Here is a 25,554-nt window from a genome sequence, read left to right as displayed (position 1 = left end):
CATAGAATTTTCTTGAAGTATGCGTAAAATTCAGGGGTTACGCGCTTATCTGAGATGCGCGCAGCGGGCGGTTTCCCGCCTGACGCGAGACGCAAAGCGCCACCACCGCCACACCGGATCGTCGCGTTCGCTGCGCCCCCACAGCCCGCCTCGTTGCAGCCACACACCTTCGGGCAGAAACCGCACGGTGTGAAACAACCCGGTGTGCGAAAACAGGTACAGGGACACCGTCGCGCCCTGTTCGGCCCGCTCCGCTGCTTGCCTGCGCAACCGCGCGCGGCTCCATATCCGGCCTGACAGAACCTCGACCGGACCGGTGGCGCGGCTGGCAAAGGGCAGAAACCCGCGCGGCGACGCCGGGATGCGGGGCATGAACGGCAGCGCGCGCGCCCGCGCCTCGGTCACACCGGCATCGAACCCGCGCAAAATCCGCCCGATATCGCCCGGTTCCAGACGGCCATCCACCATCTGCTCCAGCAGCCGCTTGCGCTGCTCGGCGCGCACGGTGCCAATGATCCCAGGCCAGGCCTCGGCGTCCGGGTGGTGGCGGCGCAGAAAAACCATCTGCGACGCGCCGATATCGCGCAGATCGGTCACCGCACGATCCGCACTGCGCCGCGTGCTGGAGGCATAGGCGTGGTGCACCTGCGCCAGCGGCACGATCGCCGTGGCATGTCCGGCCCGCGCCAGCCGCATGTTCAGATCGGTCTCATCCATGTAGAACCGATAGGCAGGGTCGAACCCGCCCAGATCGGCCAGCACGTCGCGCCGCACGGCCATGTTGGTGCCTTCGGTCTTGACGGCGCGTCCTGCAGGCGGGGCCAGCAGGGTGGCGCGGGTGTCGCTCACCTCGATCGGATGCGCCTGTCCCGTGTCATCCACGGTCCGCGCCTTCCATTGAAACGAGATACCGTTGCGCCCGCGCACAAAGCCACCCGCCGCCGCCACGCGCGTGTCGGCAAAGACCGCCAGCAGATGATCCAGCCAGCGCGGCTCGGGCACGGCATCGTCGTCGATAAACGCCACCACATCGCCCGCCGCCTGCGCGATGCCCAGGTTGCGCGCCTCGGAGATATTCGCGCGATTGAACTCGATCAGCTTCAACTGCCTGGCAAAGGGCAGCGCACGGGCGGCGGCACACCCGCCCGGATCGGCCACCACGATCACCTCGTAGGTCGCACGACGCAGGCGCGCGACCCCGGCAAGACACAGGCACAGCGTATCGGGCCTGCCTCGGCTGACGATGACGACGCTGGCCCGCAGACTGGCCCGCGGCGTGGTCATTCCATGCCCATCTCGGCCATCATCGCCTCGATCCTTGGCACGTCCTGGGGGTTGTTCAACTCCCAGAACTGGCGACCGCGTGCCTGAACCTCGACGCACAGGATGGTGTGGCCCTGCTCCAGGAACCGCAACTGCTCCAACCCTTCCAGCCGCTCCAGCGGGCCGGCGGCCCAGCCGGGATAGGCGGCCAGTGCCTCCGGACGATAGGCATAGACGCCAACATGGTGAAACACCGGGGTGTCGGCATCATCGGCATAGCGATCCGGGGTGAACGGGATCACCTCTTTCGAGAAATACAGCGCATGGCGATCGGCGGTGAACACTGCCGTGGTCCCGCCCACGCGCCCCGCGCGGCGATCGTCCAGAAACCCGTTCAGCGCCCGCCCGTCACAGCGCAGAACCGGCGTGGCCACCTGCGCCGCCGCGCCAGCGTTCAGGCCCGCGATCAGATCCTCGACGAACCAATGGGGCGTCAGCGGCGCATCACCTTGCAGGTTCACGATGATGTCGAACCCGCCGCCCAGGGCGGCATGCGCCTCGGCGCACCGCTCGGTCCCGTTCTGGCAATCCTCGGAGGTCATCACGACCTCGGCCCCGAACCCTTGCGCGGCATCGCGGATACGCGCGTCATCCGTGGCCACGACCACGCGGTCCACGCCCGTCACCTCGCAGGCCGCCAGCCAACTGCGCTCGATCAGCGTCTGGCTTGTGCCACTGGCCCCGGTCAGCCCGACAAGGGGCTTGCCCGGATAGCGGGTCGAGGCATAGCGCGCCGGTATGACGATCAGAACGCTCATGCCGGTTTCAGATCGACACCGGGTGCGTGGGCGATGAAGAACGGGTTGGCATAGCCATCCTTGCCATAGGTCAACGGCGTGTGGTCATCAAACCGCACAACCCGCCCCCCCGCGCCATGCAGCACGGCATGACCAGCGGCAGTATCCCATTCCATCGTGCGCCCCACGCGCGGATACAGATCAGCCTCGCCCGTCGCCACAAGGCAGAATTTCAGCGAACTGCCCGCCGATGTCATGTCCTTGACCGCGTATTTGCCGATGTAATCATCCGTCGCCTGATCGCGGTGCGATTTCGAGGCGACAACCATCAACGCGCCGTTGTCGGCATCTGCCACCCGCAGCGGCGTGGTCGGACCCATCGTATCCTCGGCAAGATCACCGGTTTCTTCCACCGACGACCCGTCGGCCAGCGTCAGAAACATCCGCCCCTTGGCCGGCGCATAGACCACGCCACGGGTGGGTATGCCATTTTCCACATACGCAATGTTCACCGTGAAATCACCGCGCCGGTTGATGAACTCCTTAGTGCCGTCCAGCGGATCGACGATCAGGAACGTCTCCGCCTTTTCGCTGTGCGACTCGGCCTGTTCCTCGGTCACCAGCACCACACCGGGAAATTCCGCCCGAAGCCCGGCCGAGATCAGCGCATCCGCCGTCTCGTCCGCCTCGGTCACCGGGCTGGCATCCGATTTCACCTTCACGTCAAAATCGTCCGCGTCGTAAATCTCCATGATCCGCTCACCCGCCTGCAGCGCCAGCCGGCGCATCACCACGGTCAGTTTTTCGTAATCCAAAGCATCTCTCCTGCCTTTGCGTCGCGGCAACGACGCGAATTGCCAAATCGGGCTGGCCCCCTTATGGTACCCGACAAACGGATCGGCAAGAATTCCGTGCGATATCCAGCCTGCACGCGGAGCAGTGAGGCCATGTTTCAACAAAGACCCTATCGCCAATCAAGCCTGTCGGCAGGCCTCACGATATTCGAGCTGATTTACCACAGCACGGTGCGCAGCATCCGCAAGACCCATGGCAACGCCATCATGGCGATCCTGATGAACATGCTTCAGGTGGCGATCTTTGTGCTGGCCTTCTACATCCTGTTCACCGTCCTGGGGTTGCGCGGCGCTGCGATCCGCGGCGACTTCCTGCTGTACATCATGTCGGGCATCTTTCTTTACATGACCCATGCAAAGACCCTGGGCGCGGTTGTCGGCTCCGAAGGACCGGCATCGCCGATGATGAAGCACGCGCCCATGAACACGATCATCGCCATCGCGGCGGCGGCCCTGTCGACGCTGTATATCCAGGTTCTGTCGCTGTTCGTGATCCTGTTCATCTATGACGTGGCCTTTACCCCGTTCGAGGTGCAAGACCCCGCATCCGCCTTTGCCATGGTCATGCTGGCGTGGTTCACCGGGCTGGGGCTGGGCGTGCTTTTGCTGGCGATCAAGCCGTGGTTTCCGACCTTCGTCAGCATCTTCACCACGATCTATCAACGCGCCAACATGATCGCCTCGGGCAAGATGTTCGTGGCCAATACCCTGCCCGCCTACATGCTGGCGATGTTCGACTGGAACCCGCTGTTTCACGCCATCGACCAGTCGCGCGGCTATGTGTTCATAAACTATGCCCCGCGCTATTCCAGTTGGGAATATGCGTTCTGGGTGGGTCTGATCCTGCTGATGATCGGGCTGATGGGCGAGTTCTATACCCGCCGCCACGCCTCGGCCAGTTGGGAGGCGCGGCGCTGATCACACCCCCATCGCGGCCTTGACCGCTTTTTGCCACCGCGCATAACGCGCATCGCGCCGGTCAGGCTCCATGCTTGGCTCGAACCGCCTGTCGCATCGCCAACCCGCCGCAAACCCTTCCATATCCGGGCAAATGCCCGCCCGCATCCCCGCCAGCCATGCCGCCCCCAGCGCGGTTGTTTCCTGCACCTCGGCCCGGTCCACCGGCGCGCCCAGAATGTCGGCCAGAAACTGCATCGCCCAGTCCGAGGCGCACATGCCGCCATCCACCCGCAGCACGCCGTCATCCGCACCCTGCCAGTCGGCGCGCATGGCTTCCCACAGGTCACGGGTCTGGAAGCCCACGCTTTCCAGCGCCGCGCGGGCAAATTCCGCTGGTCCCGAATTGCGCGTCAGCCCAAAGATCGCGCCGCGCGTATCCGCCCGCCAATAGGGCGCGCCAAGCCCGGTGAAGGCAGGCACCATCACCAGATCCTGACCGGCGTCGGCCTGTTCGGCCAATGCCTGCGTCTCGCCCGCCGCGCGGATGATCCGCAACCCGTCGCGCAGCCATTGCACCACGGCCCCGGCGACAAAGATCGACCCTTCCAGCGCATAGGTGCGCTGCCCGTCCAGTTGATAGGCGATCGTCGTCAGCAAACGGTTATGCGACATAACCATTTCCGGGCCGGTGTTCAGCAGCGCGAAACACCCCGTGCCATAGGTCGATTTCATCATCCCCGGATCGAAACAGGCCTGCCCGATCGTCGCCGCCTGCTGATCGCCCGCCACCCCCAGGACGGGGATCTCCGCCCCGAACAGATCGGCGCGCGTCGTGCCAAAATCCGCCGCGCAATCATGCACTTGCGGAAGCAGGTCACGCGGTATGCCGAACAGCGCGCACAGGTCATCGGACCAGTCACCGCTGCGGATATCGAACAGCATCGTGCGCGAGGCGTTGGTGGCATCCGTCGCATGCACCGCCCCGCCGGTCAGGTTCCAGATCAGCCAGCTGTCTACCGTGCCAAACGCCAGTTCGCCCTTTTCCGCCCGCGCCCGCGCTCCTTCGACATTATCCAGCAACCACTTGATCTTGCTGGCAGAAAAATACGGGTCCAGCAGCAAACCGGTGGTCTGCGTGATCATCGCCTCGTGTCCTGCCGCACGCAGGCTGTCACAGGTTTCGGCTGTCCGACGGTCCTGCCAGACAATCGCGTTATGGATCGGCTTGCCGGTCTTGCGGTCCCAGATCAACGTGGTTTCGCGCTGGTTGGTGATGCCGATGGCCGCGATATCCCCCGCCCGCAGCCCCGCCTTTTCAATCGCTGCGCGACACGTGGCCGCGACCGAGGACCACAGGTCATTCGGATCATGCTCGACCCAGCCAGAGGCCGGGAAATGCTGGGGAAATTCCTGCTGCGCCGTGGCCACGGGATGCAGGCCCGCGTCAAAGATCATCGAGCGCGAGGATGTGGTGCCCTGATCGATGGCCAGAATATATGTCATTGCCCTGCCTCCCTTTCGGTCCGCATACTGCGGCGAAAGCCATTTCCGGGCAAGGGTTTAGCCCAGATGCACGCGCAGGCGTTCCACCTGCTCCGATGTCATCCGCAGGCCCAGGCGGGTGCGCCGCCAGATGATATCCTCGGCCGTGTGGGAAAATTCATGGCTGCGCAGCCAGTCGACCTCAACCTCGGTCAGGCCCGCGCCGAAATCCGTACCAAGGTCTGCCATCGTGCGCGCATCGCCCAGCACGTCCCACGCCTCGGACCCGTAGGTCTGAAACAACCGCTCGGCCCAGGCTGGCGTCAGGAACGGATACTCCGCCTGCAACAGCGCGATCCGCGCACCCACCTCGGCCACCGGGAAATCGCCGCCGGGCAAGGGTGCATCCGCCGTCCACGGGCCATGGGTCATGGGCAGCACCGCGCCAATCTCGGCCACCGCCGCCTCGGCCAGCTTGCGATAGGTGGTGATCTTGCCGCCGAACACATGCAGCACCGGCGCACCATCCCGGTCCAGCCGCAGCGAGTAATCCCGCGTCGCCGCACTGGCCGAGGCACTGCCATCGTCGCGCAAGGGGCGCACGCCGGAATAGCTCCAGACGACATCCTCCGCCGTCACTGGCTGCCGGAAATAGCGCGAGGCAAAGGCGCAAAGGTAATCGCGCTCTTCATCCGTACAATGCGGCGGCAGGTCCGGGTCGGGGTGTTCCTGATCGGTGGTGCCGATCAGCGTGAACTCCTGCTCGTAGGGAATGGCAAAGATGATCCGCCCGTCAGGCCCCTGAAAGAAATAGCATTTATCGTGGTCGTACAGCCGCCGGGTCACGATATGGCTGCCCCGCACCAGCCGGATCGCATCGCTGGTGTTCTGTCCCAGCGCGCCATGGATCACCTGCGCCACCCAGGGGCCAGCGGCATTGACGATCATCCGCGCGGTCACGGTCTGCTGCGCACCGGTGTCTGTATCCAGAAGCTCGGCCTGCCACAGATCATCGCCGCGCGTGGCGCGCACCAACCGGGTGCGCGGCGCGATGTGGGCCCCGCGCGCGGCGGCATCGCGGGCATTCAGCACCACAAGACGTGAATCCTGCACCCAGCAATCCGAATATTCGAACGCGCGCCGAAACTGCGGCTTAAGCGCCACACCCTCGGGGCCATCCAGCCGCAGGCTGCGCGCAGGCGGCAGGATCTGTCGCCCGCCCATGTTGTCATAGGCCAGCAGGCCCAGCCGGATCATCCAACCCGGCCGCCGCCCGCGCAACCACGGCATAACCCGGGACAACAGCTTACCCGCCGGTGTGTCCCCCTCGAACCGCATCGCGGGGTCCAGCGGCAAAACGAAACGCATCGGCCAGCTGATGTGGGGCATGTTGCGCAGCAGCACCTCGCGTTCCTTGAGCGCCTCGCGCACCAGACGGAACTCGAAATACTCCAGATACCGCAACCCGCCATGAAACAGCTTGGTCGAAGCGGACGAGGTCGCCTGCCCCAGATCGCCCTGTTCCACCAGCATCACCGACAGCCCGCGCCCCGCAGCATCGCGCGCGATGCCGCAGCCATTGACGCCGCCGCCGACGATCAAAAGGTCCACTGGGTCAGGTCTGGTTGCATCAGTCATGGGTCACAGGGGCAGCAAGCCCGCCCGCCTTGTCAATCCTGCCCTGCCGTAACGCGACCATATGACGTTTGCACGAAATCGATGGCGGCATGGGCCCTGGTTTTCCTCAAACCTGCGATACTTCAATACGTTGATAGATCGCCTGCGCAAAATTCTCGGTCTCCATGAACGACACATCCGCCGCATCGCGCCCCGATCCGATCACCGCCAGGTCGGACGGGGTGCTGGTGCCCGTCGGGTCCACCAGATGCCAGGCACCATCCAGCCAGACCTCGGCCAGAGCATGGAAATCGGGCGGATTGACCTGCGGGCCATAGCCCGAGACATAGCGCGCGGGGATGTTCGCCGCGCGCGCCAGACTGCACATGACATGGGCATAATCCCGGCACACGCCTTCGCGCGTGACGAATGTGTCGATGGCTGTCGTGGTGCCGGTGGAGCTGCCCGGAACATAGGTCAGCGCGCCGGCAACCCAGTCGCGCATGGCCGCAACCTTGGCCCCGCCATCCAGATGGCCGAATTGCTTGGCCACAAAGGAAACAAACAGATCCGACGGGCAGAAGCGCGATGGCCGCAGATAGGGGATGACCCCGCCGGGCAGATCGGGAAACCGCGTCGGCGCAAGCCGATCCAGCGGGACGGTGGCCCGCGTCACCTCGACCAGCGCCTTGTAGCGCAATTGCAGCCGCTCGCCCGGCACAAAGGCCCAGACCATGCGCCCGCGCTGCCCCGCACCATCAATCCAGCGCAGCGTGGCGCCTTCGACCTCAAGGTCGCTTTGCAGAACGGTCTGCCCCTCGGTCTGCGCGGCGGTCACAGCCAGCAAGACGGGATCGCTGGGCGCGGTCTGGTAATCCATGTAGACGTCGATGTTCAATCTCACGGTGGGGTGGCCTGTTGTTTATGTCACGTCAGAGGGCGCGATCCGGCCTGACGCGAGTTTCCCTGCCCGGCATCACAGGATGTGGTGATCGTGTTGCGCCGTGCCCCGATTCTTTCGAAGTCAGGCGGGTTAGGGGATTTGTTGCGCAAAACTGTATCAGGGCGAATATCCCCTTTCAGGGGTTCATCCTACGACCTCGGTGACGGGAATGCCAAGGGCGGATCGAAGGTTCTCGCGACGAAGCTTTGCATATCCGGCTTGACGCAGATTGCGAGCGATCAATGCAGCTTCAGAGCGTTCTAACGTAATGACAGGTCGTGGTCTTGTCCTTCTTGGGATGCCCGACTGCTCTTGCCGCTCGGCCATCATACCGGGGTCGCAGGGTGAACCCTCAATGTGATCTGCGCAACAAAGCCGGCAAGCCCCATTCGCCACCCCGGCGTCAGGTTTGAGGTCGGCCTGCCGATCTCCGAAGCGGTGAATACCTGACGGGCAGGGCGATCCAGAAAGAACCGCCCGTGTGCAACCGGCCCTTGGCGCAGATGCTTGCATAGGCCCGAACACTCTCCATATCTCGTGCATGACCGCTGGGTGACGTTCGGGAGACAAAGATGGGCTATGTAAAGACTGCGATGCTGATGGCGGCGATGACCGCGCTTTTCATGGGCGTCGGCTACTTGATCGGCGGATCGGGCGGCGCGCTTATCGCGCTTGTCGTCGCCGCGGCAATGAACGCCTTTACCTGGTGGAACTCGGACCGCATGGTCCTGCGTATGCATAACGCCCAGCCGGTGCTGCCGGGTGACAGGATGGGCCTGCACGCCCTGACTGCCGATCTTGCGCGGAACGCGGGCCTGCCCGAACCCAATGTCTATCTGATCGACACGCCGCAGCCGAATGCTTTTGCCACCGGTCGCAACCCCGCGAATGCCGCCGTAGCGGTGACTTCGGGCCTGATGCGCAGCTTGACCCGCGAGGAACTGGCCGGTGTGATCGCTCATGAACTCGCCCACATCCGCAACCATGACACCGCGATCATGACCGTCACCGCGACCTTTGCCGGTGCGATCTCGATGCTGGCCAATTTCGCGCTTTTCTTTGGCGGATCGCGAGAGCGGCTGGGACTGGTCGGCACGCTTCTGATGATGTTTCTTGCACCGATGGCGGCGGCCCTGGTGCAGATGGCCATCAGCCGGACGCGGGAATATGCCGCCGACAAGGCTGGGGCCGAGATCTGCGGTCAGCCACTCTGGCTGGCCTCGGCCCTGCAAAAGATCGCCATGGGCGCGGCGCAGATCGACAACCACGCAGCCGAGCGCAATCCGGGGACGGCGCATATGTTCATCATCAATCCGCTGCACGCGCACAAACACGACAGCCTGTTCGCAACCCATCCCGCGACCGAGAACCGCGTGGCCGCCCTTCACGCCATGGCGGCGCCAGGCCGACAGACGTCAAGAGCCGCTGACCACCCGGTTTCCGCCAGCCGTGTTCCCAACACCCGCAACCGCAAGCAAACAGGGCCATGGGACTGAGCACGACCCTTTGTTTATGCTTGCGCCGCAGGATCAGGTGACGGAGCCGCCAAGACCGCTGCTGGTGCAGCTTTTCGCCACCCCTTTATACCCAAGGCGAAGATACCGCATCCTGAACCCGGACACGCCCGCCCCGTGACCCGATCAGAAATCGAGGTTTTCGACATTCAGAGCATTTTGCTGGATGAACTCGCGCCGTGGCTCCACAACGTCCCCCATCAGCTTGGTGAACAGGTCATCCGCCTCGGCCATGTCATCAACCTTGACCTGCAACAGAGTGCGCGCCTCGGGGTCCAGCGTGGTTTCCCACAATTGGCTGGGGTTCATTTCGCCCAGACCCTTGTAGCGTTGCAGGCTCAGACCCTTTTCGCCCTCTTTCAGGATCGCATCCAGCAGGTTCAGCGGGCCGTGTATTTCCTGCTTGCGCTCCTTGCGCATCAGAAACGCGGGCTGGTCGTAGACCGCTTTCAGCACGCCCGACATGGCCCCCAGCCTGCGCGCCTCGCCCGAGCGAAGAACCGGACCGTCCAGCGTGCGCACCTCTTCGACACCGCGCACGACGCGGGTCAGCCGGATACCGTGATCCTGCGTGATGCGGCCCTGCCAGCCGCGTTCATACTCTACCGCAACCTGGTCCAGACGGCGGGCCACATCGTCTGCGATCCCTTGCAGGTCTTCATCGGCGCGCCCGATTTCGAACGCACCGGCGATTGCCGCCTGTTCCAGAATGTGCCGTGGGTAATGTGTTGGAAAGTACTCAAGGTTCCGTTTGGCCTGCCGCGCTTCCTCGACCACGCGCACCAGATCGTTGCCGATGATCTCTTCGCCCGATTCAAGCCGCAGGACCGAGCCGTCGGTGCCCTGATGGATCAGGTAATCCTCAAGCCCGGTGTGGTCCTTCAGGTAAACCTCGGACTTGCCGCGCATAACCTTGTAGAGCGGCGGTTGCGCGATATAGAGGTATCCGCCCTCGATCAGTTGCGGCATCTGGCGGTAGAAAAAGGTCAGCAGGAGCGTGCGGATATGCGCGCCGTCCACATCGGCGTCGGTCATGATGACGATCTTGTGGTAGCGCAGCTTGGTGATGTCGAATTCATCCCGACCGATGCCGGTGCCAAGCGCCATCACAAGGTTGCCGATTTCCTGGCTGCCCAGCATCTTGTCGAACCGCGCGCGTTCGACGTTCAGGATCTTGCCGCGAAGGGGCAGGATCGCCTGCGTGCGCCGGTCGCGGCCGGTCTGGGCCGATCCGCCGGCGCTGTCCCCCTCGACCAGGAACAGTTCGGTCTTGCTGGCGTCCTTCTCGGAACAATCCTTGAGCTTTCCGGCAAGGAAGTTCACATCCATCGCCGTCTTGCGCCGGGTCAGTTCGCGGGCCTTGCGTGCGGCCTCGCGGGCCAGTGCGGCCTCGACGATCTTGCCGACGATGATCTTGGCCTGGCTCGGGTTTTCCTCGAACCATTCCGACAGCTTTTCATTCACAAGGTTTTCCACAGCCGGGCGCACCTCGGAACTGACCAGCTTGTCCTTGGTCTGGCTGCTGAACTTGGGGTCGGGCACCTTGACCGACAGAACGCAGGTCAGACCCTCACGCGCATCATCGCCGGTAAAGCTGATCTTTTCCTTCTTGGCGATCCCACTTTCCTGCGCGTACTTGGTGATCGTGCGCGTCAACGCCCCACGAAAGCCCGCCATGTGGCTGCCGCCGTCGCGCTGGGGAATGTTGTTGGTGAACGGCAGGACGTTTTCGTGATAGCTGTCGTTCCACCACATCGCCACCTCGACGCCGATCCCGTCACGTTCGCCCACCATGAAGATCGGCTCGGCCATGATCGAGGATTTCGAACGGTCCAGGTATTTGACGAATTCGCGCACGCCGCCTTCGTAGAAAAGCTCGGTTTTCAGGGGTTCGGCGGGCCGTTCATCCTCAAGAATGATGCGCACGCCGGAATTCAGGAACGCCAGTTCGCGCAGGCGCTTTTCCAGCGTCTCGAACACATAGTCGAGGTTCGAGAACGTGGTGGTAGATGCCAGAAACCGCACCTCGGTGCCGCTTTCGCCCGGGGCGTCGCCCACGACGCGCAGGTGTTCGACCGTGTCACCGCGTTCGAACCGCGCGCAATGCTCTTTGCCATTGCGCCAGACCCGCAGTTCCAGCCAGTCGGACAGCGCATTCACCACCGAAACACCCACGCCATGCAGACCGCCAGACACCTTGTAGGAATTCTGGTCGAACTTGCCGCCCGCGTGAAGCTGGGTCATGATGACCTCGGCTGCGGACACGCCTTCCTCTTCGTGGATATCCACAGGGACGCCACGGCCGTTGTCGCGCACGGAAACGCTGCTGTCGGCATGAATTTTCACGCGCACGAAATCCGCGTGGCCCGCCAGCGCCTCGTCGATACCGTTGTCCACGACCTCGTAAACCATGTGATGCAGGCCCGAGCCGTCATCGGTATCGCCGATGTACATTCCCGGACGCTTGCGTACAGCTTCCAAGCCCTTGAGAACCTTGATGGAATCTGCACCATATTCTTGCGAGGTCTGCGCGTTCTCTGCCATTCATGACTTCCTTGTTCTTTGACAGGTTTTATACGATCTGTGGGGGGCATTGTCACGCGGATACACCATATTTTGCGCGGTCGGCCGGGTCTGGCCTAGGCCTGCGTGATCTGCCGCGCTGCGCTGGTGCCACGATCCTCGACCACCTCGACATATTGCGCGCGCGCGCCCAGTTCGGCGAACAGCTCGGGCCCCGTTCCGGTCATCCATGCCTGCGCCCCCAGCGCGCAGATCTCGTCATAAAGCGCGGCGCGGCGGGCGGCATCCAGATGGGCCGCCACCTCGTCCAGCAGCAGCAGCGGCGGCGCACCGAAATCAGGCGTCAGCGCGCGCGCATTGGCCAGGATCAGCGACACCAGCAGCGCCTTCTGCTCACCGGTCGAGCAGTCGCGCGCGGGCACGCCCTTGGCGGCAAAGACGCCATACAGATCGGTGCGATGCGGCCCGACCAGCGTGCGCCCGGCGGCCAGATCGCGGAACCGCCCCTCGGACAGGGCGTCGCGCAGGTCGCTGGCGGTATCGGGCATGGCGCCTTCGGATTGCACCAGTTCCAGATGCGCCGTGGGAAACGCGGTTTCAGCCTGCGCCTGCGCGCGTTCCAGCGCCATCAGCGCGCCAATGCGGTTGGCATGGATCTGCGCGCCGGCCTCGGCCATCTGACGCTCCAGCGCGACATACCAGTGCCCGTCGCGCACCTGATCCTTGAGCAGCCGATTGCGTTCGCGCATCGCCTTTTCATAGGCCAGCACCGCCTCGGCGTGATCGGGGGTGAAGCTCATCGTCATGCGGTCCAGAAACCGCCGCCGCCCCTCGGCCGCCTCGATCCAAAGCCGGTCCATGCTGGGCACCAGCCACAGCACGCGCGCGATGCGCCCCAGCGCCAGCTGCGAGGCGGCCTTGTCGTCGATGCGCACCTGCCGCGCGGCACCATTTTCGGACAGGAATTCAACCTCATGCGTGGTGCGCGGGGTGTGCAGCAGGCCGGTGATCTTCCAGCCCAGCGCCTCGGGGCGTCGGGTCATGTCCTCGGCCGAGGATCGACGCAGCCCGCGCCCGGGCGAAAACAGCGACACGGCCTCGATCAGGTTGGTCTTGCCCGCGCCGTTCGGCCCGTGGATGGCCACGGGCCGCGCGTCCAGATCCAGCCGCGCCGCCAGGTGCGAGCGGAAATGCGACAGGGTGAGGTGAGAGAGGTAGAGACCGGCCACAGCGTCCGGCGTCACACCCGCATCGGCATGACCACATAGACCGCGCTGGTGTCGTTGCCTTCGCGCATCAGGGTCGGATCGCCCGACGAGTTGAACATGAACACCGCGTTTTCACGATCGACCTGGCTGGCGATTTCCAGCAGGTATTTCGCGTTGAATCCGATCTCCAGCCGCTCGTCACCATAGGCCACGGCCAGCTCCTCCTCGGCGGCACCGCTGTCAGGTGCGTTGACCGACAGGATCAGGCGATCCTCGTCCAGTTGCAGCTTGACCGCGCGCGAGCGCTCCGAGCTGACGGTCGCCACACGATCCACCGCGGCGGCGAACTCGCTGGCATCCACCTCCATCTTGCGGGTGTTGCCGGTCGGGATCACGCGGGTGTAGTCGGGGAAGGTGCCGTCGATCACCTTGGATGTCAGGGTGATCGAGGGCGTGGCGAACCGCACCTTGGTTTCCGAGACCGACACGGCGATCTTGGCCTCGTCATCATCCAGCAGCTTGCGCATCTCGCCCACGGTCTTGCGCGGCACGATCACGCCGGGCATGTCCTCGGCCCCCATGGGCAGATCGGCGTCGATCCGGGCCAGCCGGTGACCATCGGTGGCAACGCATCGCAGAACGCGGCCCCCGTCGGCATCCGCGACGTGCATGTAGACACCGTTCAGGTAATACCGGGTTTCTTCGGTGGAAATGGCAAATTTCGACTTGTCGAACAGTCGACGCAACACGGGCGCCGGCGCGGTGAAATTCGCGCTGTACTCCGATGATGCCATCACCGGAAAATCCTCTTTCGGCAGGGTCGCCAGATTGAACTGCGACCGGCCCGCCGTGACCGACAGCCGCCCGTTCGCACCGTCATCGGACAGGGTGACCAGCGCGCCATCAGGCAGCTTGCGCACGATCTCGTGCAGGGTCACTGCAGCGACCGTCGTGGCCCCTGCGCGCTCGACCTGGGCGGGGGCCTTGTCGACCACCTCGATGTCCAGATCGGTGGCCCGGAAATGCACTGTCTCTCCCTCGGCTTCGATCAGCACGTTGGCCAGGATCGGGATCGTGTTGCGCCGCTCTACCACGGATTGCGCCTGCGATACGGCCTTGAGCAGCGTGCCGCGTTCGATGCTGAACTTCATGATCCTCGTTCCTTATCCCGTCGTGCCGGTCTGTCGCCGGGAGGGGCACGGTACCGCAAATCCCTGCCCTCGCAAGCGTTTTATAGGGTTGTCGGGGGAAAACACCAAAGCGTCAAGGGCGGGCCAGCGCCCGCCCCGGAGTTCTGCGATTTTCGATCTAAAGCGGGGCGTTGCGGTCACGCCTCAAGCGTTCGGCGGAGCATTTCGATATCCTCGGCGATCTGGCCATCCTGCACGCGCAGCTCTTCGATGCGCTTGACGCCATGCATCACGGTGGTGTGGTCGCGCCCGCCAAAACGACGGCCGATTTCCGGCAGGCTGCGGCTGGTCAACTGTTTGCACAGATACATCGCCACCTGACGAGGGCGCGCAAAATTGCGCACGCGCTTTGGCCCGACCAGATCGGACAGGCGGATGTTGAAATGCTCGGCCACGCGGCGCTGGATTTCCTCGATTGTGATCTTGCGCTCGGATGCGCGCAGGATGTCGGCCAGGCAATCCTGCGTCATGTCCAGGTTGATTTCGCAGCCCACAAGGCTGGCAAAGGCAAACAGCCGTGTCAGCGCGCCTTCGAGGACACGGACATTGGTGCTGATCCGGTGGGCCAGAAATTCCAGCACGCCATCCGAAAGCACAAGATCGGGATACTGCGCCCGGAACAGCGCGACCTTGGATTGCAGGATGCCCAGCCGCAATTCATAGTCGGTGGGATGCAGATCGACCACCAGCCCGCATTGCAGGCGGCTCTTGATGCGATCTTCCAGGTCCTTGATCTCGCCCGGGGCACGGTCGGCGGAAATGATGATCTGCTTGTGACCGTCCACCAGCGCGTTGAAGGTGTGAAAGAACTCTTCCTGCGTGCTGTCCTTGCCGGCTATGAACTGCACGTCATCGACCATCAGCACATCGACCGCACGGAACAACTGCTTGAAATCCATCATGCGGCGGTCGCGCAGGGCCTGAACGAAACGGTACATGAACTGTTCCGCCGACAGGTAGACGACATTCAGATCGGGGCGCCTGGTCTGCAACTCATGCGCAATGGCGTGCATCAGGTGCGTCTTGCCCAGCCCCACACCACCATACAGAAACAACGGATTGAACGTGACTGGCCCGCCCTCGGCCACACGGCGGGCGGCGGCATGAGCCAACTCGTTCGGCTTGCCGACCACGAAGGTGTCAAAGGTGAATCGTTCGTCCAGCGGCGCGCCTGGCAGCATGTCGTCCTGCACGGTGCTGACCGCAGGTGCCGCGCGTGCGGCGGCAGCAGCGGGCCGCGTCCGGGTCGCAGACCCGGGATTGTCATTGGCAGCCACCTGAAACTTCAGGCGGCGTACATGTTCACCCGCGGTGTGAAGCTGATGCAGGATCAGATCCCCGAAATTCTGCGAAACATAATTGCCCAGAAAACTGGTGGGCACGTTGAACACCGCCACGCCATCCGCGATATCCGAGAACTCGATCGGTTCGATCCAGTTCGCAAAGTTGTTCTTGCCTACTGTCCCCAACAAGTTCTGGCGCAACTGCCCCCATTGTTCCTGCGTCATCTTTTCCCCGTTTGCTCGCCGCTATTCGTTCCATCAAGCTTCGCGGCCTGTCCAACCGCGAAGCGCACACAAAAAATCACTACCCTGCTGACACTGCTCAGCCTGTCGCCGCCCTTTAACGGGCCGCTTTTTCTGGTTCGGCGCGTGGCGCTGCCCGTAAGGAGGTTCCCACCCCAAAACGACGCAGCGGCCCACAGACCGTATAGAATGTTGGACGGGTCGGGCCGCAGAAGCAGCCGCAGAGAATGCGTTTCGCGCGGCAGATGCGCGATCGGTCTTCCCTTCAAGCCCTCACATGCGCCTGTTCCGCATGCATGGGCATTAACCTGTCCCCCCAAGGCGATGTGACTCGCAGGTCCAAAGTTACCAAGTTGGCGAAGCCAGCGGCAACTGTTCTTCGCGCTTGACTCTGGATTACCCGGAAAAGAATCCTTGGCACCCGCAGCAGGTCTTTGAATCCTTTGCAGACATGAAAAAAGGCGCTGCAAAACTGCAACGCCCTTTAAAAACCGGTGCTGTGCGGCAAACGTCAGCCGAGCGCCTTGACCCGTGCCGACAGGCGCGAAATCTTGCGCGAGGCGGTGTTCTTGTGGAACACGCCCTTGGTCACGCCGCGCATCAGTTCAGGCTGGGCGGCGCGCAGGGCTGCGGTTGCGACTTCCTTGTCGCCCGAGGCGATGGCCTCTTCGACCTTGCGCAGGAATGTGCGGATGCGCGAGCGGCGCGCCTTGTTTACGGCGGTGCGGCGTTCGTTCTGGCGGGCGCGTTTCTTGGACTGGGGCGTATTTGCCATGATGTCTGACCTTTGTCTTTCGGGTTCGATATGTGTCTTGCAATGCAAACCCGACCCGGCAGCCAGAAGGCCGGTTCGATTCGAGCCAGAGCGGGCTGCACACGCATGTATGGCGATGGCGCATAGCGTATTCCGCCGCGAAAGAAAACCGCAAAAACGCCGGGCACGAGCCATGCACAAACCATACACATCCCGTGCAGACGGCCACGCATGAAAGACCCCGCCACCGGAAACCGGGGCGGGGTTCGGGCCCATGCGCGGCAGACGCGCCTTAGCGGTCGCGGAACTGCGCGGTGCGTTTTTCCAGAAAGGCAGCCATGCCTTCCGTCTGGTCATCGGTGGCGAACAGCGCGTGGAACATCCGGCGTTCGAACAGCATCCCTTCGCGCAGAGAGGTCTCGAACGAGCGGTTCACGGATTCCTTGACCGCCATCGCCGTGATCATCGATTTCTCGGCGATCTTGCCCGCGGCGGCCATGGTTTCCTTCATCAGCTCCTTGCAGGGCACGATGCGGCTGACCAGGCCCGCGCGCTCGGCCTCTTCGGCGTCCATGAATCGCCCGGTCAGGTTCATGTCCATCGCCTTGGCCTTGCCGATGGCGCGGGTCAGGCGCTGGGTGCCGCCGATGCCGGCCATGACGCCGAGGTTGATTTCGGGCTGTCCGAACTTGGCCGTGTCCGAGGCGATGATGAAATCGCACATCATGGCCAGTTCGCAGCCGCCGCCCAGCGCATAGCCCGAGACCGCTGCGATCATCGGCTTGCGCACCCGGGCGATGGCCTCGGTTTCGGTGGTGAAAAGGTCACCTGCAAACACGTCGACAAAGCTCTTGTCGCTCATCATCTTGATGTCGGCCCCGGCGGCGAATGCCTTTTCACTGCCGGTGATCACGATGCAGCGCACCTTGTCATTGTCCTGCGCCGCCGACAACGCATCCGCCAGCTCGCTCAGCAACTGGCCGTTGAGGGCATTCATTGCATCAGGACGGTTGAGTTTGATGAGGGCGACGTGGTCTTCTACTTCGACGATGATCGTCTCATAGGCCATGAAGTTTCGCTTTCGCTTGTTTCGCTTAGTCCGACACGATTACCACCCTTGCGCCCCGGTTCAAGCTATCTTTGACATGACGTGCAGTAGAAGCTGGATCGGCCCGATTGCACGATGCGCGCGATCCTGGCCTGACAGCCGGGTGTGCGGCAGGGCTGACCCTCGCGGCCATAGACATCGAAAGCGTGCTGGAAATACCCCAGTTCACCATCGGCCTGCCGGAAATCGCGCAGGGATGATCCGCCTGCCGCGATGGCATCCGTCAACACCTGCCGGATGATCGGCACCAGCGATGCCACCCGCGCCGCCGAGATGCGCCCGGCCTTGCGCGCCGGATGGATACGGGCCCGGTAAAGTGCCTCGCACACATAGATATTTCCCAGACCGGCCACGACATGCTGATCCAGCAGCGCCGCCTTGACCGGCGTGTTGCGCCCGCGCAACGCCGCCACCAGATGCGGCTCGCTGAACCCGTTGCCCAGCGGTTCGGGCCCGAGGGCCGCCAACAGTTTGTGGGTGTCGGCCCCGGCGGTCGGCATCATGTCCATCGCGCCAAAGCGGCGCGGGTCGTTGAAGGTGACGCGCGCGCCGTTGGCCATGTGAAACACGACGTGATCGTGCTTTTCCGTTGCCGGGTGTTCGTGCACAAAAATGCCCAAGGGATCGCCGGACACCAGCATCCGCCCCGACATCCCAAGGTGGATCAGCAGGGTTTCCCCCGAATCGAGATCGGCCAGAATGTATTTCGACCGCCGCCGCAGCGCCTGCACCCGCCGACCGGTCAGCCGCGGGCCCATGTCGGGCGGAAACGGCCAGCGCAGGTCGGGGCGGTTGACATCCGCGCGCGCGATCACCGCCCCTTCCATCACCGGGGCAAGCCCCCTTCGGACGGTTTCAACCTCGGGCAGTTCGGGCATGCACATACTCCTGTAAGACAGAAGGGCGCATTGCAGCGCCCCCTCAGCGCCCTATAAGAAGGGCACAGGCAAAGGAACGGCAAGCCCCATGAGCGACGAGACCCAGAAAACCACCCATTTCGGGTTCACGGACATCCCCGAATCCGAAAAGGCCGGGCGCGTGCGCGGCGTGTTCGGGTCGGTGGCCTCGAAATACGACGTGATGAACGACGCGATGAGCTTTGGCATCCACCGCATCTGGAAGGATGCGATGATGGACTGGCTGGCCCCGCGCCCCGGCACAAGGCTGCTGGACGTGGCGGGCGGGACGGGCGATATCGCCTTTCGCTACCTCAAGCGGGCAGGCCGCGCCCATGCCACCGTGCTGGACCTGACCGAGCCGATGCTGATCGAGGGCCGCAAGCGGGCCGAGGCCGAACAGCAGGCCGACAACCTGGATTGGGTTGTGGGCGATGCGATGGCCCTGCCCTTTGCCGACAACACGTTTGACACCTACACGATCAGCTTTGGCATCCGCAACGTGACCCGCCCGCAAGAGGCGCTGAACGAGGCGTTCCGCGTGCTGCGCCCCGGCGGGCGTCTGATGGTGCTGGAGTTCAGCCAGATCCCGAACGAGATCATGCAGAAGGTCTATGACCTGTATTCGTTCAACATCATTCCGCGCATGGGGCAGGTGATCGCGCGCGATCGCGACAGCTATCAGTATCTGGTCGAATCCATTCGCAAGTTCCCCGATCAGGACACGTTCCTGGGGATGGTGCGCGCGGCGGGATTCGGCAATGCCAAGTATCGCAACCTGTCCATGGGGATCGCCTGCCTGCACTCCGGCTGGAAGATCTGATGCGCGGACCCCACAACCTCTGGCGGTTGATCCGCACCGGCGCCACGCTGGAGCGCACGGGTGCGATGCGCGCGGTGATGGATGCGCTGGACGCGCCGCGCCCCCTGCGCATCGTGTTGCGCGGCGTGGTCTGGCCGTTTCGCTGGCTGGGCTACAAGGGCGATCCGGGCATGCCGCCCGCCACCCGGGCGCTGTCGGCGCTGGGCCCGGCCTATATCAAGTTCGGTCAGGTGCTCTCGACCCGGCCCGACGTGGTGGGCGACGAGCTGGCCAACCAGTTGCGGGTGCTGCAGGACAAGCTGCCACCCTTCTCGCTGGCCGAGGCCAAGCGCAGCATCGAAACCGAGCTTGGCGTGCCTGCCGACGACATTTTCATGGAGATCAGCGAGCCTGTCGCCGCAGCCTCGATCGCGCAGGTGCACAAGGCGCGGGTGCGCGACACCGGCGAGGCGGTGGCGATCAAGGTGCTGCGTCCCGGCATCGAACGCGCCTTTCGCAAGGATATCGACGCCTTCTACCTGGCCGCCACGGTGATCGAACTGCTGGGCCCCAAGGCGCGACGCTTGCGCCCGATGGATGTGATCACCCATTTCGAGGGCGTGGTCATGGGCGAGCTTGACCTGCGGCTCGAGGCATCCTCGGCCAGCGAGTTCGCCGCCAACACCGCCAATGACGAAGGCTTTACCCTGCCCGAGATCAAATGGCCCCATTCGGGCCGACGGGTGATGACCATGGGCTGGGCCGAGGGGCAGCCGATGGGCGACAACGCGGCGCTGGACGCGGCCGGGCATGACCGCGCGGTGCTGGGCGAACGGGTGCTGCAACTGTTCCTGAACCACGCGCTGCGCGACGGTTTCTTTCACGCCGACATGCATCAGGGCAACCTCAAGGTGGCCCCCGATGGCGACATCATCGCCTATGATTTCGGGATCATGGGCCATATCGACGAATACACCCGCCGCGTCTATGCCGAGATCCTGTATGGCTTCATCCGCAAGGATTACAAACGCGTCGCCGAGGTGCATTTCGAGGCGGGATACGTGCCCGCCGACCAGGATGTCGACGAGTTCGCCCGCGCGCTGCGTGCGGTGGGCGAGCCGATTTTCGGGCTGGATGCCACCAAGGTGTCGATGGGCCGCTTGCTGAGCTACCTGTTCGAGGTGACGGAACGGTTCGGCATGGAAACCCGGACCGAGCTGATCCTGCTGCAACGCACCATGGTGGTGGTCGAAGGGGTGGCGCGGTCGCTGAACCCGCAGATCAACATCTGGAAAGTGGCGCAGCCGGTCGTCGAGAATTACATCCGCCAATCCATCGGACCAAAGGCGCTGGCGCGCGATCTGGGCAAGACGGCGATGGTGCTGGCCCGGTTCGGCCCGCGCCTGCCCGGTCTGGTCGAGGCGGCGCTGATCCGGCAGGCGCTGCCGCCCGAACCGCCCGCGACACGCGAAACGTGGCTTTTGTGGCTGGGTGCGGGGCTGAGCGCATCGGGCGGGGCGGTGGCAATGGCCGCGCTGATCTATCTGCTGGACTGAGCGGCGGCTTTCAGCGCCTCGACCTCCAGCCGCAGGGCGGTTTCGTCCTGCCCGGTGTGACCGCGATGCTGCAATCGCCAATGGCAATAGGCCGCCATGCGCCAGTGCAGCGCAGGGGCCATCGCGCGATACCTGTGCGCGACCGCCGGATTTGCATAGCCCGCCAGCAGCGCATCGCGCGCCGCGGCGGTCAGCGGCCCCATGCCATACAGATGGTGCATGGCCGGTGACAGGGCCAGCCCCAGATCCTCGAGCGGGTCACCGATCGCGGGGCATTGCCAGTCGATCAGGACAGGACCATCGGCAGTGGCGATCACATTGGCGGGCACCGGATCGCCGTGCAGGAACACCGGATCGGCGGCGGGCAGGTCGATGGCGGGCCTGAGCTGCAACAGATCACCCGCACCGGTGCAGGCCGCCAGCATCCGGTCACCCTGCGCCAGTATCGCGGCGCTGCCCGCAGGGATGCGTCGCAACCCGGCCGGGGGTGTTGTGCGATGCAGCCGCGCCAGAACCCGGCCCAGATCGGCAGGCGCAACAGCCCCCGGTGCGCCGGTCACATGGCGATAGATCAGACAGGTGCCGTATTGCGTGTCCACCAGCGCCACGAAAGCGGGCGCCAGACCCCGACCATGCAGATGCCGCAAGGCGGCAGCCTCGGCCACCGGATCGTTGGGAAAAAGAGGCGAGGCCTGTGCCGGGCGATAGAGTTTGACCACCAGCGCGCAGTCCGACGTCACGACGCGCCAGAGGTCGTTGGTGCGCCCACCGGGCAACGGGTGCCACGCGGCGTTCTGCGTCACCCACCCGCGCAAGGCCGGGTCGTCCGCCATGGGCGGACAGCATGGGGCAGGTCTGGTCACGCTGGGTCATTCCGGTCGGCTGGCATCAGCGCAGGACGCTACTGCCATTCCGCCTGCGGAACAAGCATCAGGGCTGGCGCAGGGCCGTCACCGCGCTGGCCGCGACCAGATCGCCACCGCCAGTGACCAGTCGCAGGCCACGCGGAGTGCTTTGCACCTCGACCACCGTGGTGTAGATTTCTGCCGGCCGTCTGTCGATCACGGTGCCATCGGCGGTCTGGCTTTCCACCTCGAACGTGTAGGTGCCATGCAGCGCGGTGCCCCCCGCCTCAAGGTTGCCCGACCAGTCCTGCCGACCGCCATCGCCTGCGACGCGGTGGCGCGTGATCTCGTTTCCGTAGCTGTCACGTGCCACCAGAAAGGCGCGATCGGCCCCCGGCGCAGGTTCGGCCCAGACCGCGATGGGCTTGCCATCAAAGCTGGCGGTGCCGGGCACGCGCACCTCCATCCCGACCCAATTGGCCAGCTTGTCCAGCCCAGCGCCGGACTGGCCGACCAGAGTGCCCAGCAGATCGTTGGTCAGCACCTGCTGCTCGACCGAGGAAAACGTGGCCAGTTGCACCGCGTAATCCGACGAATCGACCGGGTTCAGAGGGTCCTGATTCTGCATCTGCACGGTCAGCATTTTCAGAAACGTCTCGAAATCAGAACTGAGCGTGGCCTTTGCCCCGACAGAGGGCGTGCTTTGGCTTGCCGACGCGGCTGAAAACGCGGGCTGTATGCCGGAAAGTTCGGTCATCTGGGGTCTCCTTACAGACGGATATCAAGGCCGCCACCCTGCGAGATCGCGGGGCGCGGGGTTGGGGCGGGGTCGGCAGCGGTCAGCGCCGCATCGGGTCCGGAGGCCGCAGACTGACCCCGTGACTGGCCTTGCGCGCGGCGGTCCTGGCCCAGCGCGACATCCAGCCCGGCAAAGCCCTGCGCCGCGAATTCCCGCGTCAGCAGGTCGATATGGCGGCGGATCAGGTCCATCGTATCGGGCCGGTCCGCCAGAACATGCAGCACCGGCACGCCCTCGCCCGACACAAGGGTCAGTTTCAGACGCCCCAGTTCTTCGGGATGCAAGGTGATTTCCAGCGCCGCATCGCCATTGCGCGGCACGGCATCGGCGATCTGGCGGGCGATCTGCTGACCCATGGCGGCGGTGCCCGGTCGCGATGCAGGGTCGATGGACGGCGCGGAAGCGGTAAGAGCAGCGCGTTCGGCCGGGCCATCTGCGATGCCAATTGATCCGGTGACAAGCCTGTCCTCATCAGGCGCGAGAGGACCGGTCCCTTCCCGCCGGCTTGTCGCACCGGTCTGCGGCATGGCAAGGGGCACCTGCCCGACAGTATAGGGCTGCGGCCGCGTGGCTGCGGTGGCGCGGCTCGACAGGTCACGCGGGGCCGTTGGGTGCGGCGGGAATTCGGGCTGGATTGGCCGGTCCGGGCCTGGTGGTTGTGGCCTGATGGACTCCTGTGGGGGGCTGCCTGCCGAAAGCAGCGGCTGGGGTCCAACGGAGGGTTGCGTCGATTCAGGTTGCACGGCCGTTCGCTGCAGCGGGTCGAACACACCGGCCATCAACTGCGCCGGGGCTTGCCGAGGAGCCGCCACGGTGACGTTCAGCGACTCTGGCTGTATGGGCGCGGCATTCGGGATGCCCCGTTCTGGCAAGGGCCTTCCGTGTGGCGACCCGACCGTGCCAGCACGGGACTGGTCCCGCACGTCACCCTGTGCCGAGAGTTGCGGGCGTGGGTCGGGCGGAACCGCTTCTGCCATCCTGGATGGGGCACTGGGGTCGGGTGCAGGTCGCGGCTCGGCCAGAGCTGGTGCATCAGGCATCTGATCACGTGTCGGCAGGTCACGTCTGATTGTTTCTGCGCTGTTCGGCGCCGATCGGGCAACCGTGGACGGGTCGGGTTCGACAGTCATGCCCGGGTTTGCTGTCAGCGGTAAATTGACCTCACCTGCGGAACGCGGAACAGAACCGCGGGCGGCGCGATCGGGTTCGACCGCCTTGCGCACGGTTGATGTTGCAGAAGGGTGAAGCTGCGCCTGAGTTGCGAGGCGTTGGCCCGGCGAAGGGGTTTCGGCAGGTTGATCCACGCCCTTGATGGTCGGAGTAACAGTGTCTTGGGTCAATACGCTGCGCGACTGGGGCGCGACTGTCTGGCTGGTTTCAAGGCGCTCAGCAGGGCTAGGTACGGGCCCGGCGCCCACATCGACCTTGCCCGGCCCTCTGCCCGTGGTGTTCGGCGTTTTCAGTACGGTGGGAGGGCGTCCGCCGGTGGGAGTATCGACCTTGACCAGCTCTGACGAGGGTGGCCGGTTGGGTGCAGGGGTGAAAGCGCCGATGCGAGGGTGGTGGGCCGGGACGTCGGAAGGCCGGGCATGGCCGGTTTTTTGATCTTGTGTGGCAGGGATCGTCGCTGTCCAATGCGCGGCTCCGACCGGTATATCCACGCGCGGCGGCGGGCTTGATTGCCTGGGGCGCAAAAGGGGTGTTTGTTGCCGCGGCGCATCTGCCCGTTGCGCAGCGACGGGTCTGGCGGGCTGAGGCGATGGACGATCCGGTGCCGCCACACTAGCCGACTGTGTGGCGACTGCGGGTATTTCCGATCCACGGGGGGGCGTGTCGGGCGGGTTTCCAACCGGATCTACGATTTCCGGGCCTTTTTCATGCGGTCGAAGGGGCGATTCATCCGCATCCCGGGCGCGCGCCCCTGACATTCTCGGTGCCCGTGCGGAAAAATCCGGCTGCTCCTGCCCTGTGTTTTGATGCTTGGCATCCGGGGTGTCCGACCCGACGGCGTGTTCGTTTTTTGGTTTTGGCTCGTCCTCTTCGGTGTCGTGCGGTGCGAGGGTCATGGTGGTCGGTTTGTCCGCGTCATCCTCTGCCAGCGCCAAAAACGCATCCATAAATGCGCGGCCATCCGGCATCCTGGGGCCGCCGGCAGGGGGTGCGTTCGGGGGCAGTGCCCCGGGCATGGGGGGGATCAGGGGTATCATGGCTGCTCCGTTCTGGATCACCGGGACTATGGGGGGTGTTGGTTACCGGTTCTTTACCGCTCGACAGGCATGATCGGAAAAATCCGTCGAATTGAAGGAAGCCCGCCAATGACCGACCTGCCCCCGGTTTCGCCCACAGCGCCACCGCCCGACAACGCCCGCCTGCGCAGGGTCGCGACCGAGCTTGAGGCGAGTTTCCTGGCGGAAATGCTGACGTCGGCGGGGCTTGGCAAATCGCCCGACGGATTCGGCGGCGGCGCAGGCGAGGATCAGTTTTCATCGTTCCTGGTGCGCGAACAGGCGCGCGCGCTGGCTGAACGCGGGGGAATCGGCCTGGCCGAAACCATTTTCAACGCCCTGAAGGAGAAACAGGATGACTGACGACGCACAGAACATGATCTGCGATGCGCTGGAGGATCTGCTGGATCGCGAGCGCGCGGCGCTTTTGGCAGGCGACATCGAAGGGTTGGGACGGCTGGCCGATGAAAAGGAACGTCTGCTGACACAGGTGTCGGGCCATGAACACACCCGTCTGGACGGTCTGCAAGCCAAGGCCGCGCGGAATCAGGAATTGCTCAACAGCGCGCTGGAGGGAATCCGCGCCGTGGCCAGCCGCCTGCAGGCCCTGCGCGACGTGCGCAACACGCTCAACACCTATGATCAGAGCGGGCGCAGACAGAGCATCGAAGGGCTGACCCGTCCGCAGGTCGAACGGCGCGCCTGAGCCCGTCAAATTCGGCGCGATGTTCAGTCAAATGCGGTGGAAATCG

22 protein-coding genes are annotated in these 25,554 nt (G+C 64.3%); 6 read left to right on the top strand and 16 right to left on the bottom strand.

What is annotated here, in order from left to right:
* Positions 1-45 precede the first annotated feature (45 nt).
* Genes ACFTOW_RS12075 through cysQ form a run of 3 tightly spaced genes read right to left on the bottom strand, consistent with a single transcriptional unit; the run spans position 46 to position 2,875 of the window.
* Positions 46-1,284 carry a glycosyltransferase family 2 protein gene (locus tag ACFTOW_RS12075; RefSeq protein WP_379916013.1) on the bottom strand — a complete coding sequence of 413 codons (1,239 nt, stop codon included), beginning with the start codon at positions 1,282-1,284 and terminating at the stop codon, positions 46-48.
* A complete protein-coding gene (locus tag ACFTOW_RS12070; RefSeq protein ID WP_379916011.1) occupies positions 1,281-2,081 on the bottom strand; it encodes a 3-deoxy-manno-octulosonate cytidylyltransferase family protein in 801 nt (266 codons plus the stop codon). The genes ACFTOW_RS12075 and ACFTOW_RS12070 overlap by 4 nt, the downstream gene beginning before the upstream one ends.
* Complete coding sequence (gene cysQ / locus ACFTOW_RS12065) at positions 2,078-2,875, bottom strand: 3'(2'),5'-bisphosphate nucleotidase CysQ (protein ID WP_379916009.1); 798 nt, start codon at positions 2,873-2,875, stop codon at positions 2,078-2,080. The genes ACFTOW_RS12070 and cysQ overlap by 4 nt, the downstream gene beginning before the upstream one ends.
* A 132-nt stretch (positions 2,876-3,007) precedes the next feature.
* Here cysQ and ACFTOW_RS12060 point away from each other — a divergent pair, with 132 nt between their 5' ends.
* On the top strand, positions 3,008-3,832 hold the full coding sequence (locus tag ACFTOW_RS12060) for an ABC transporter permease (protein WP_379916007.1): 825 nt from the start codon (positions 3,008-3,010) through the stop codon (positions 3,830-3,832).
* On the opposite strand, the gene glpK is transcribed toward ACFTOW_RS12060, so the two are convergent.
* The 3 genes from glpK to ACFTOW_RS12045 all read right to left on the bottom strand — a co-directional run bounded on the left by glpK (position 3,833) and on the right by ACFTOW_RS12045 (position 7,817).
* Positions 3,833-5,317, bottom strand: a complete 1,485-nt coding sequence (glpK, locus tag ACFTOW_RS12055; RefSeq protein WP_379916005.1) for a glycerol kinase GlpK — start codon at positions 5,315-5,317, stop codon at positions 3,833-3,835. It lies immediately after the preceding gene.
* A gap of 57 nt (positions 5,318-5,374) precedes the next feature.
* Positions 5,375-6,934: a glycerol-3-phosphate dehydrogenase gene (gene glpD, locus ACFTOW_RS12050; protein WP_379916003.1), complete on the bottom strand. Its 1,560-nt coding sequence runs from the start codon at positions 6,932-6,934 to the stop codon at positions 5,375-5,377.
* Positions 6,935-7,040: 106 nt separating this feature from the next.
* Positions 7,041-7,817: a transglutaminase-like domain-containing protein gene (locus ACFTOW_RS12045; RefSeq protein ID WP_379916001.1), complete on the bottom strand. Its 777-nt coding sequence runs from the start codon at positions 7,815-7,817 to the stop codon at positions 7,041-7,043.
* Between the two features lie 611 nt (positions 7,818-8,428).
* Between ACFTOW_RS12045 and htpX the strand changes: the two genes are divergently transcribed.
* Complete coding sequence (htpX, locus tag ACFTOW_RS12040; RefSeq protein WP_379915999.1) at positions 8,429-9,352, top strand: zinc metalloprotease HtpX; 924 nt, start codon at positions 8,429-8,431, stop codon at positions 9,350-9,352.
* Positions 9,353-9,496: 144 nt separating this feature from the next.
* Here the strand turns inward: htpX and gyrB are convergent, their stop codons facing one another.
* From gyrB to mutM, 7 genes are all read right to left on the bottom strand, one after another.
* Positions 9,497-11,914, bottom strand: a complete 2,418-nt coding sequence (gene gyrB / locus ACFTOW_RS12035; RefSeq protein WP_379915997.1) for a DNA topoisomerase (ATP-hydrolyzing) subunit B — start codon at positions 11,912-11,914, stop codon at positions 9,497-9,499.
* Positions 11,915-12,009: 95 nt separating this feature from the next.
* Positions 12,010-13,122, bottom strand: coding sequence for a DNA replication/repair protein RecF (gene recF, locus ACFTOW_RS12030; protein ID WP_379916464.1), 1,113 nt, complete (start codon positions 13,120-13,122; stop codon positions 12,010-12,012).
* Between the two features lie 11 nt (positions 13,123-13,133).
* Complete coding sequence (gene dnaN / locus ACFTOW_RS12025) at positions 13,134-14,252, bottom strand: DNA polymerase III subunit beta (protein WP_379915995.1); 1,119 nt, start codon at positions 14,250-14,252, stop codon at positions 13,134-13,136.
* A 176-nt stretch (positions 14,253-14,428) separates the two neighbouring features.
* Positions 14,429-15,799, bottom strand: a complete 1,371-nt coding sequence (gene dnaA / locus ACFTOW_RS12020) for a chromosomal replication initiator protein DnaA (RefSeq protein WP_379915993.1) — start codon at positions 15,797-15,799, stop codon at positions 14,429-14,431.
* Positions 15,800-16,328: 529 nt separating this feature from the next.
* Positions 16,329-16,592, bottom strand: coding sequence for a 30S ribosomal protein S20 (rpsT, locus tag ACFTOW_RS12015; protein ID WP_379915991.1), 264 nt, complete (start codon positions 16,590-16,592; stop codon positions 16,329-16,331).
* Between the two features lie 271 nt (positions 16,593-16,863).
* Positions 16,864-17,640, bottom strand: coding sequence for an enoyl-CoA hydratase (locus ACFTOW_RS12010; RefSeq protein ID WP_379915989.1), 777 nt, complete (start codon positions 17,638-17,640; stop codon positions 16,864-16,866).
* A 65-nt stretch (positions 17,641-17,705) separates the two neighbouring features.
* Complete coding sequence (gene mutM, locus ACFTOW_RS12005) at positions 17,706-18,557, bottom strand: bifunctional DNA-formamidopyrimidine glycosylase/DNA-(apurinic or apyrimidinic site) lyase (RefSeq protein ID WP_379915987.1); 852 nt, start codon at positions 18,555-18,557, stop codon at positions 17,706-17,708.
* Positions 18,558-18,645: 88 nt separating this feature from the next.
* On the opposite strand from mutM, the gene ubiE reads away from it, so the two are divergent.
* Together ubiE and ubiB are read left to right on the top strand one after the other, a co-directional pair.
* Positions 18,646-19,398, top strand: a complete 753-nt coding sequence (ubiE, locus tag ACFTOW_RS12000) for a bifunctional demethylmenaquinone methyltransferase/2-methoxy-6-polyprenyl-1,4-benzoquinol methylase UbiE (RefSeq protein ID WP_379915985.1) — start codon at positions 18,646-18,648, stop codon at positions 19,396-19,398.
* A complete protein-coding gene (gene ubiB / locus ACFTOW_RS11995; protein WP_379915983.1) occupies positions 19,398-20,933 on the top strand; it encodes a 2-polyprenylphenol 6-hydroxylase in 1,536 nt (511 codons plus the stop codon). The genes ubiE and ubiB overlap by 1 nt, the downstream gene beginning before the upstream one ends.
* Here ubiB and ACFTOW_RS11990 read toward each other — a convergent pair.
* The 3 genes from ACFTOW_RS11990 to ACFTOW_RS11980 form a co-directional block, all read right to left on the bottom strand.
* Entirely contained in the window at positions 20,918-21,766 is an 849-nt protein-coding gene (locus ACFTOW_RS11990; RefSeq protein ID WP_379915981.1) for an aminoglycoside phosphotransferase family protein, read from the bottom strand. The genes ubiB and ACFTOW_RS11990 overlap by 16 nt on opposite strands.
* Before the next feature lie 97 nt (positions 21,767-21,863).
* Positions 21,864-22,535 (bottom strand): flagellar hook capping FlgD N-terminal domain-containing protein, encoded by a 672-nt coding sequence (locus ACFTOW_RS11985; RefSeq protein ID WP_379915979.1) that lies wholly within the window; start codon positions 22,533-22,535, stop codon positions 21,864-21,866.
* 11 nt (positions 22,536-22,546) lie between these two features.
* The gene (locus tag ACFTOW_RS11980; protein ID WP_379915977.1) at positions 22,547-22,933 is read right to left on the bottom strand and encodes a flagellar hook-length control protein FliK; all 387 of its coding nucleotides are present in this window, start codon (positions 22,931-22,933) and stop codon (positions 22,547-22,549) included.
* Positions 22,934-24,892: 1,959 nt separating this feature from the next.
* Between ACFTOW_RS11980 and ACFTOW_RS11975 the strand changes: the two genes are divergently transcribed.
* A complete protein-coding gene (locus ACFTOW_RS11975) occupies positions 24,893-25,165 on the top strand; it encodes a rod-binding protein (protein WP_379915975.1) in 273 nt (90 codons plus the stop codon).
* On the top strand, positions 25,158-25,508 hold the full coding sequence (locus ACFTOW_RS11970) for a flagellar biosynthesis protein FlgN (protein WP_379915973.1): 351 nt from the start codon (positions 25,158-25,160) through the stop codon (positions 25,506-25,508). Before ACFTOW_RS11975 ends, ACFTOW_RS11970 begins: the two co-directional genes overlap by 8 nt.
* Positions 25,509-25,554: the final 46 nt, after the last annotated feature.

This window comes from Lacimonas salitolerans, from assembly GCF_042677865.1.
GTDB lineage: Bacteria > Pseudomonadota > Alphaproteobacteria > Rhodobacterales > Rhodobacteraceae > Lutimaribacter > Lutimaribacter salitolerans.
Note: the sequence above shows the minus strand (reverse complement) of the source record. Positions and strands in the feature narration are given on the sequence as shown.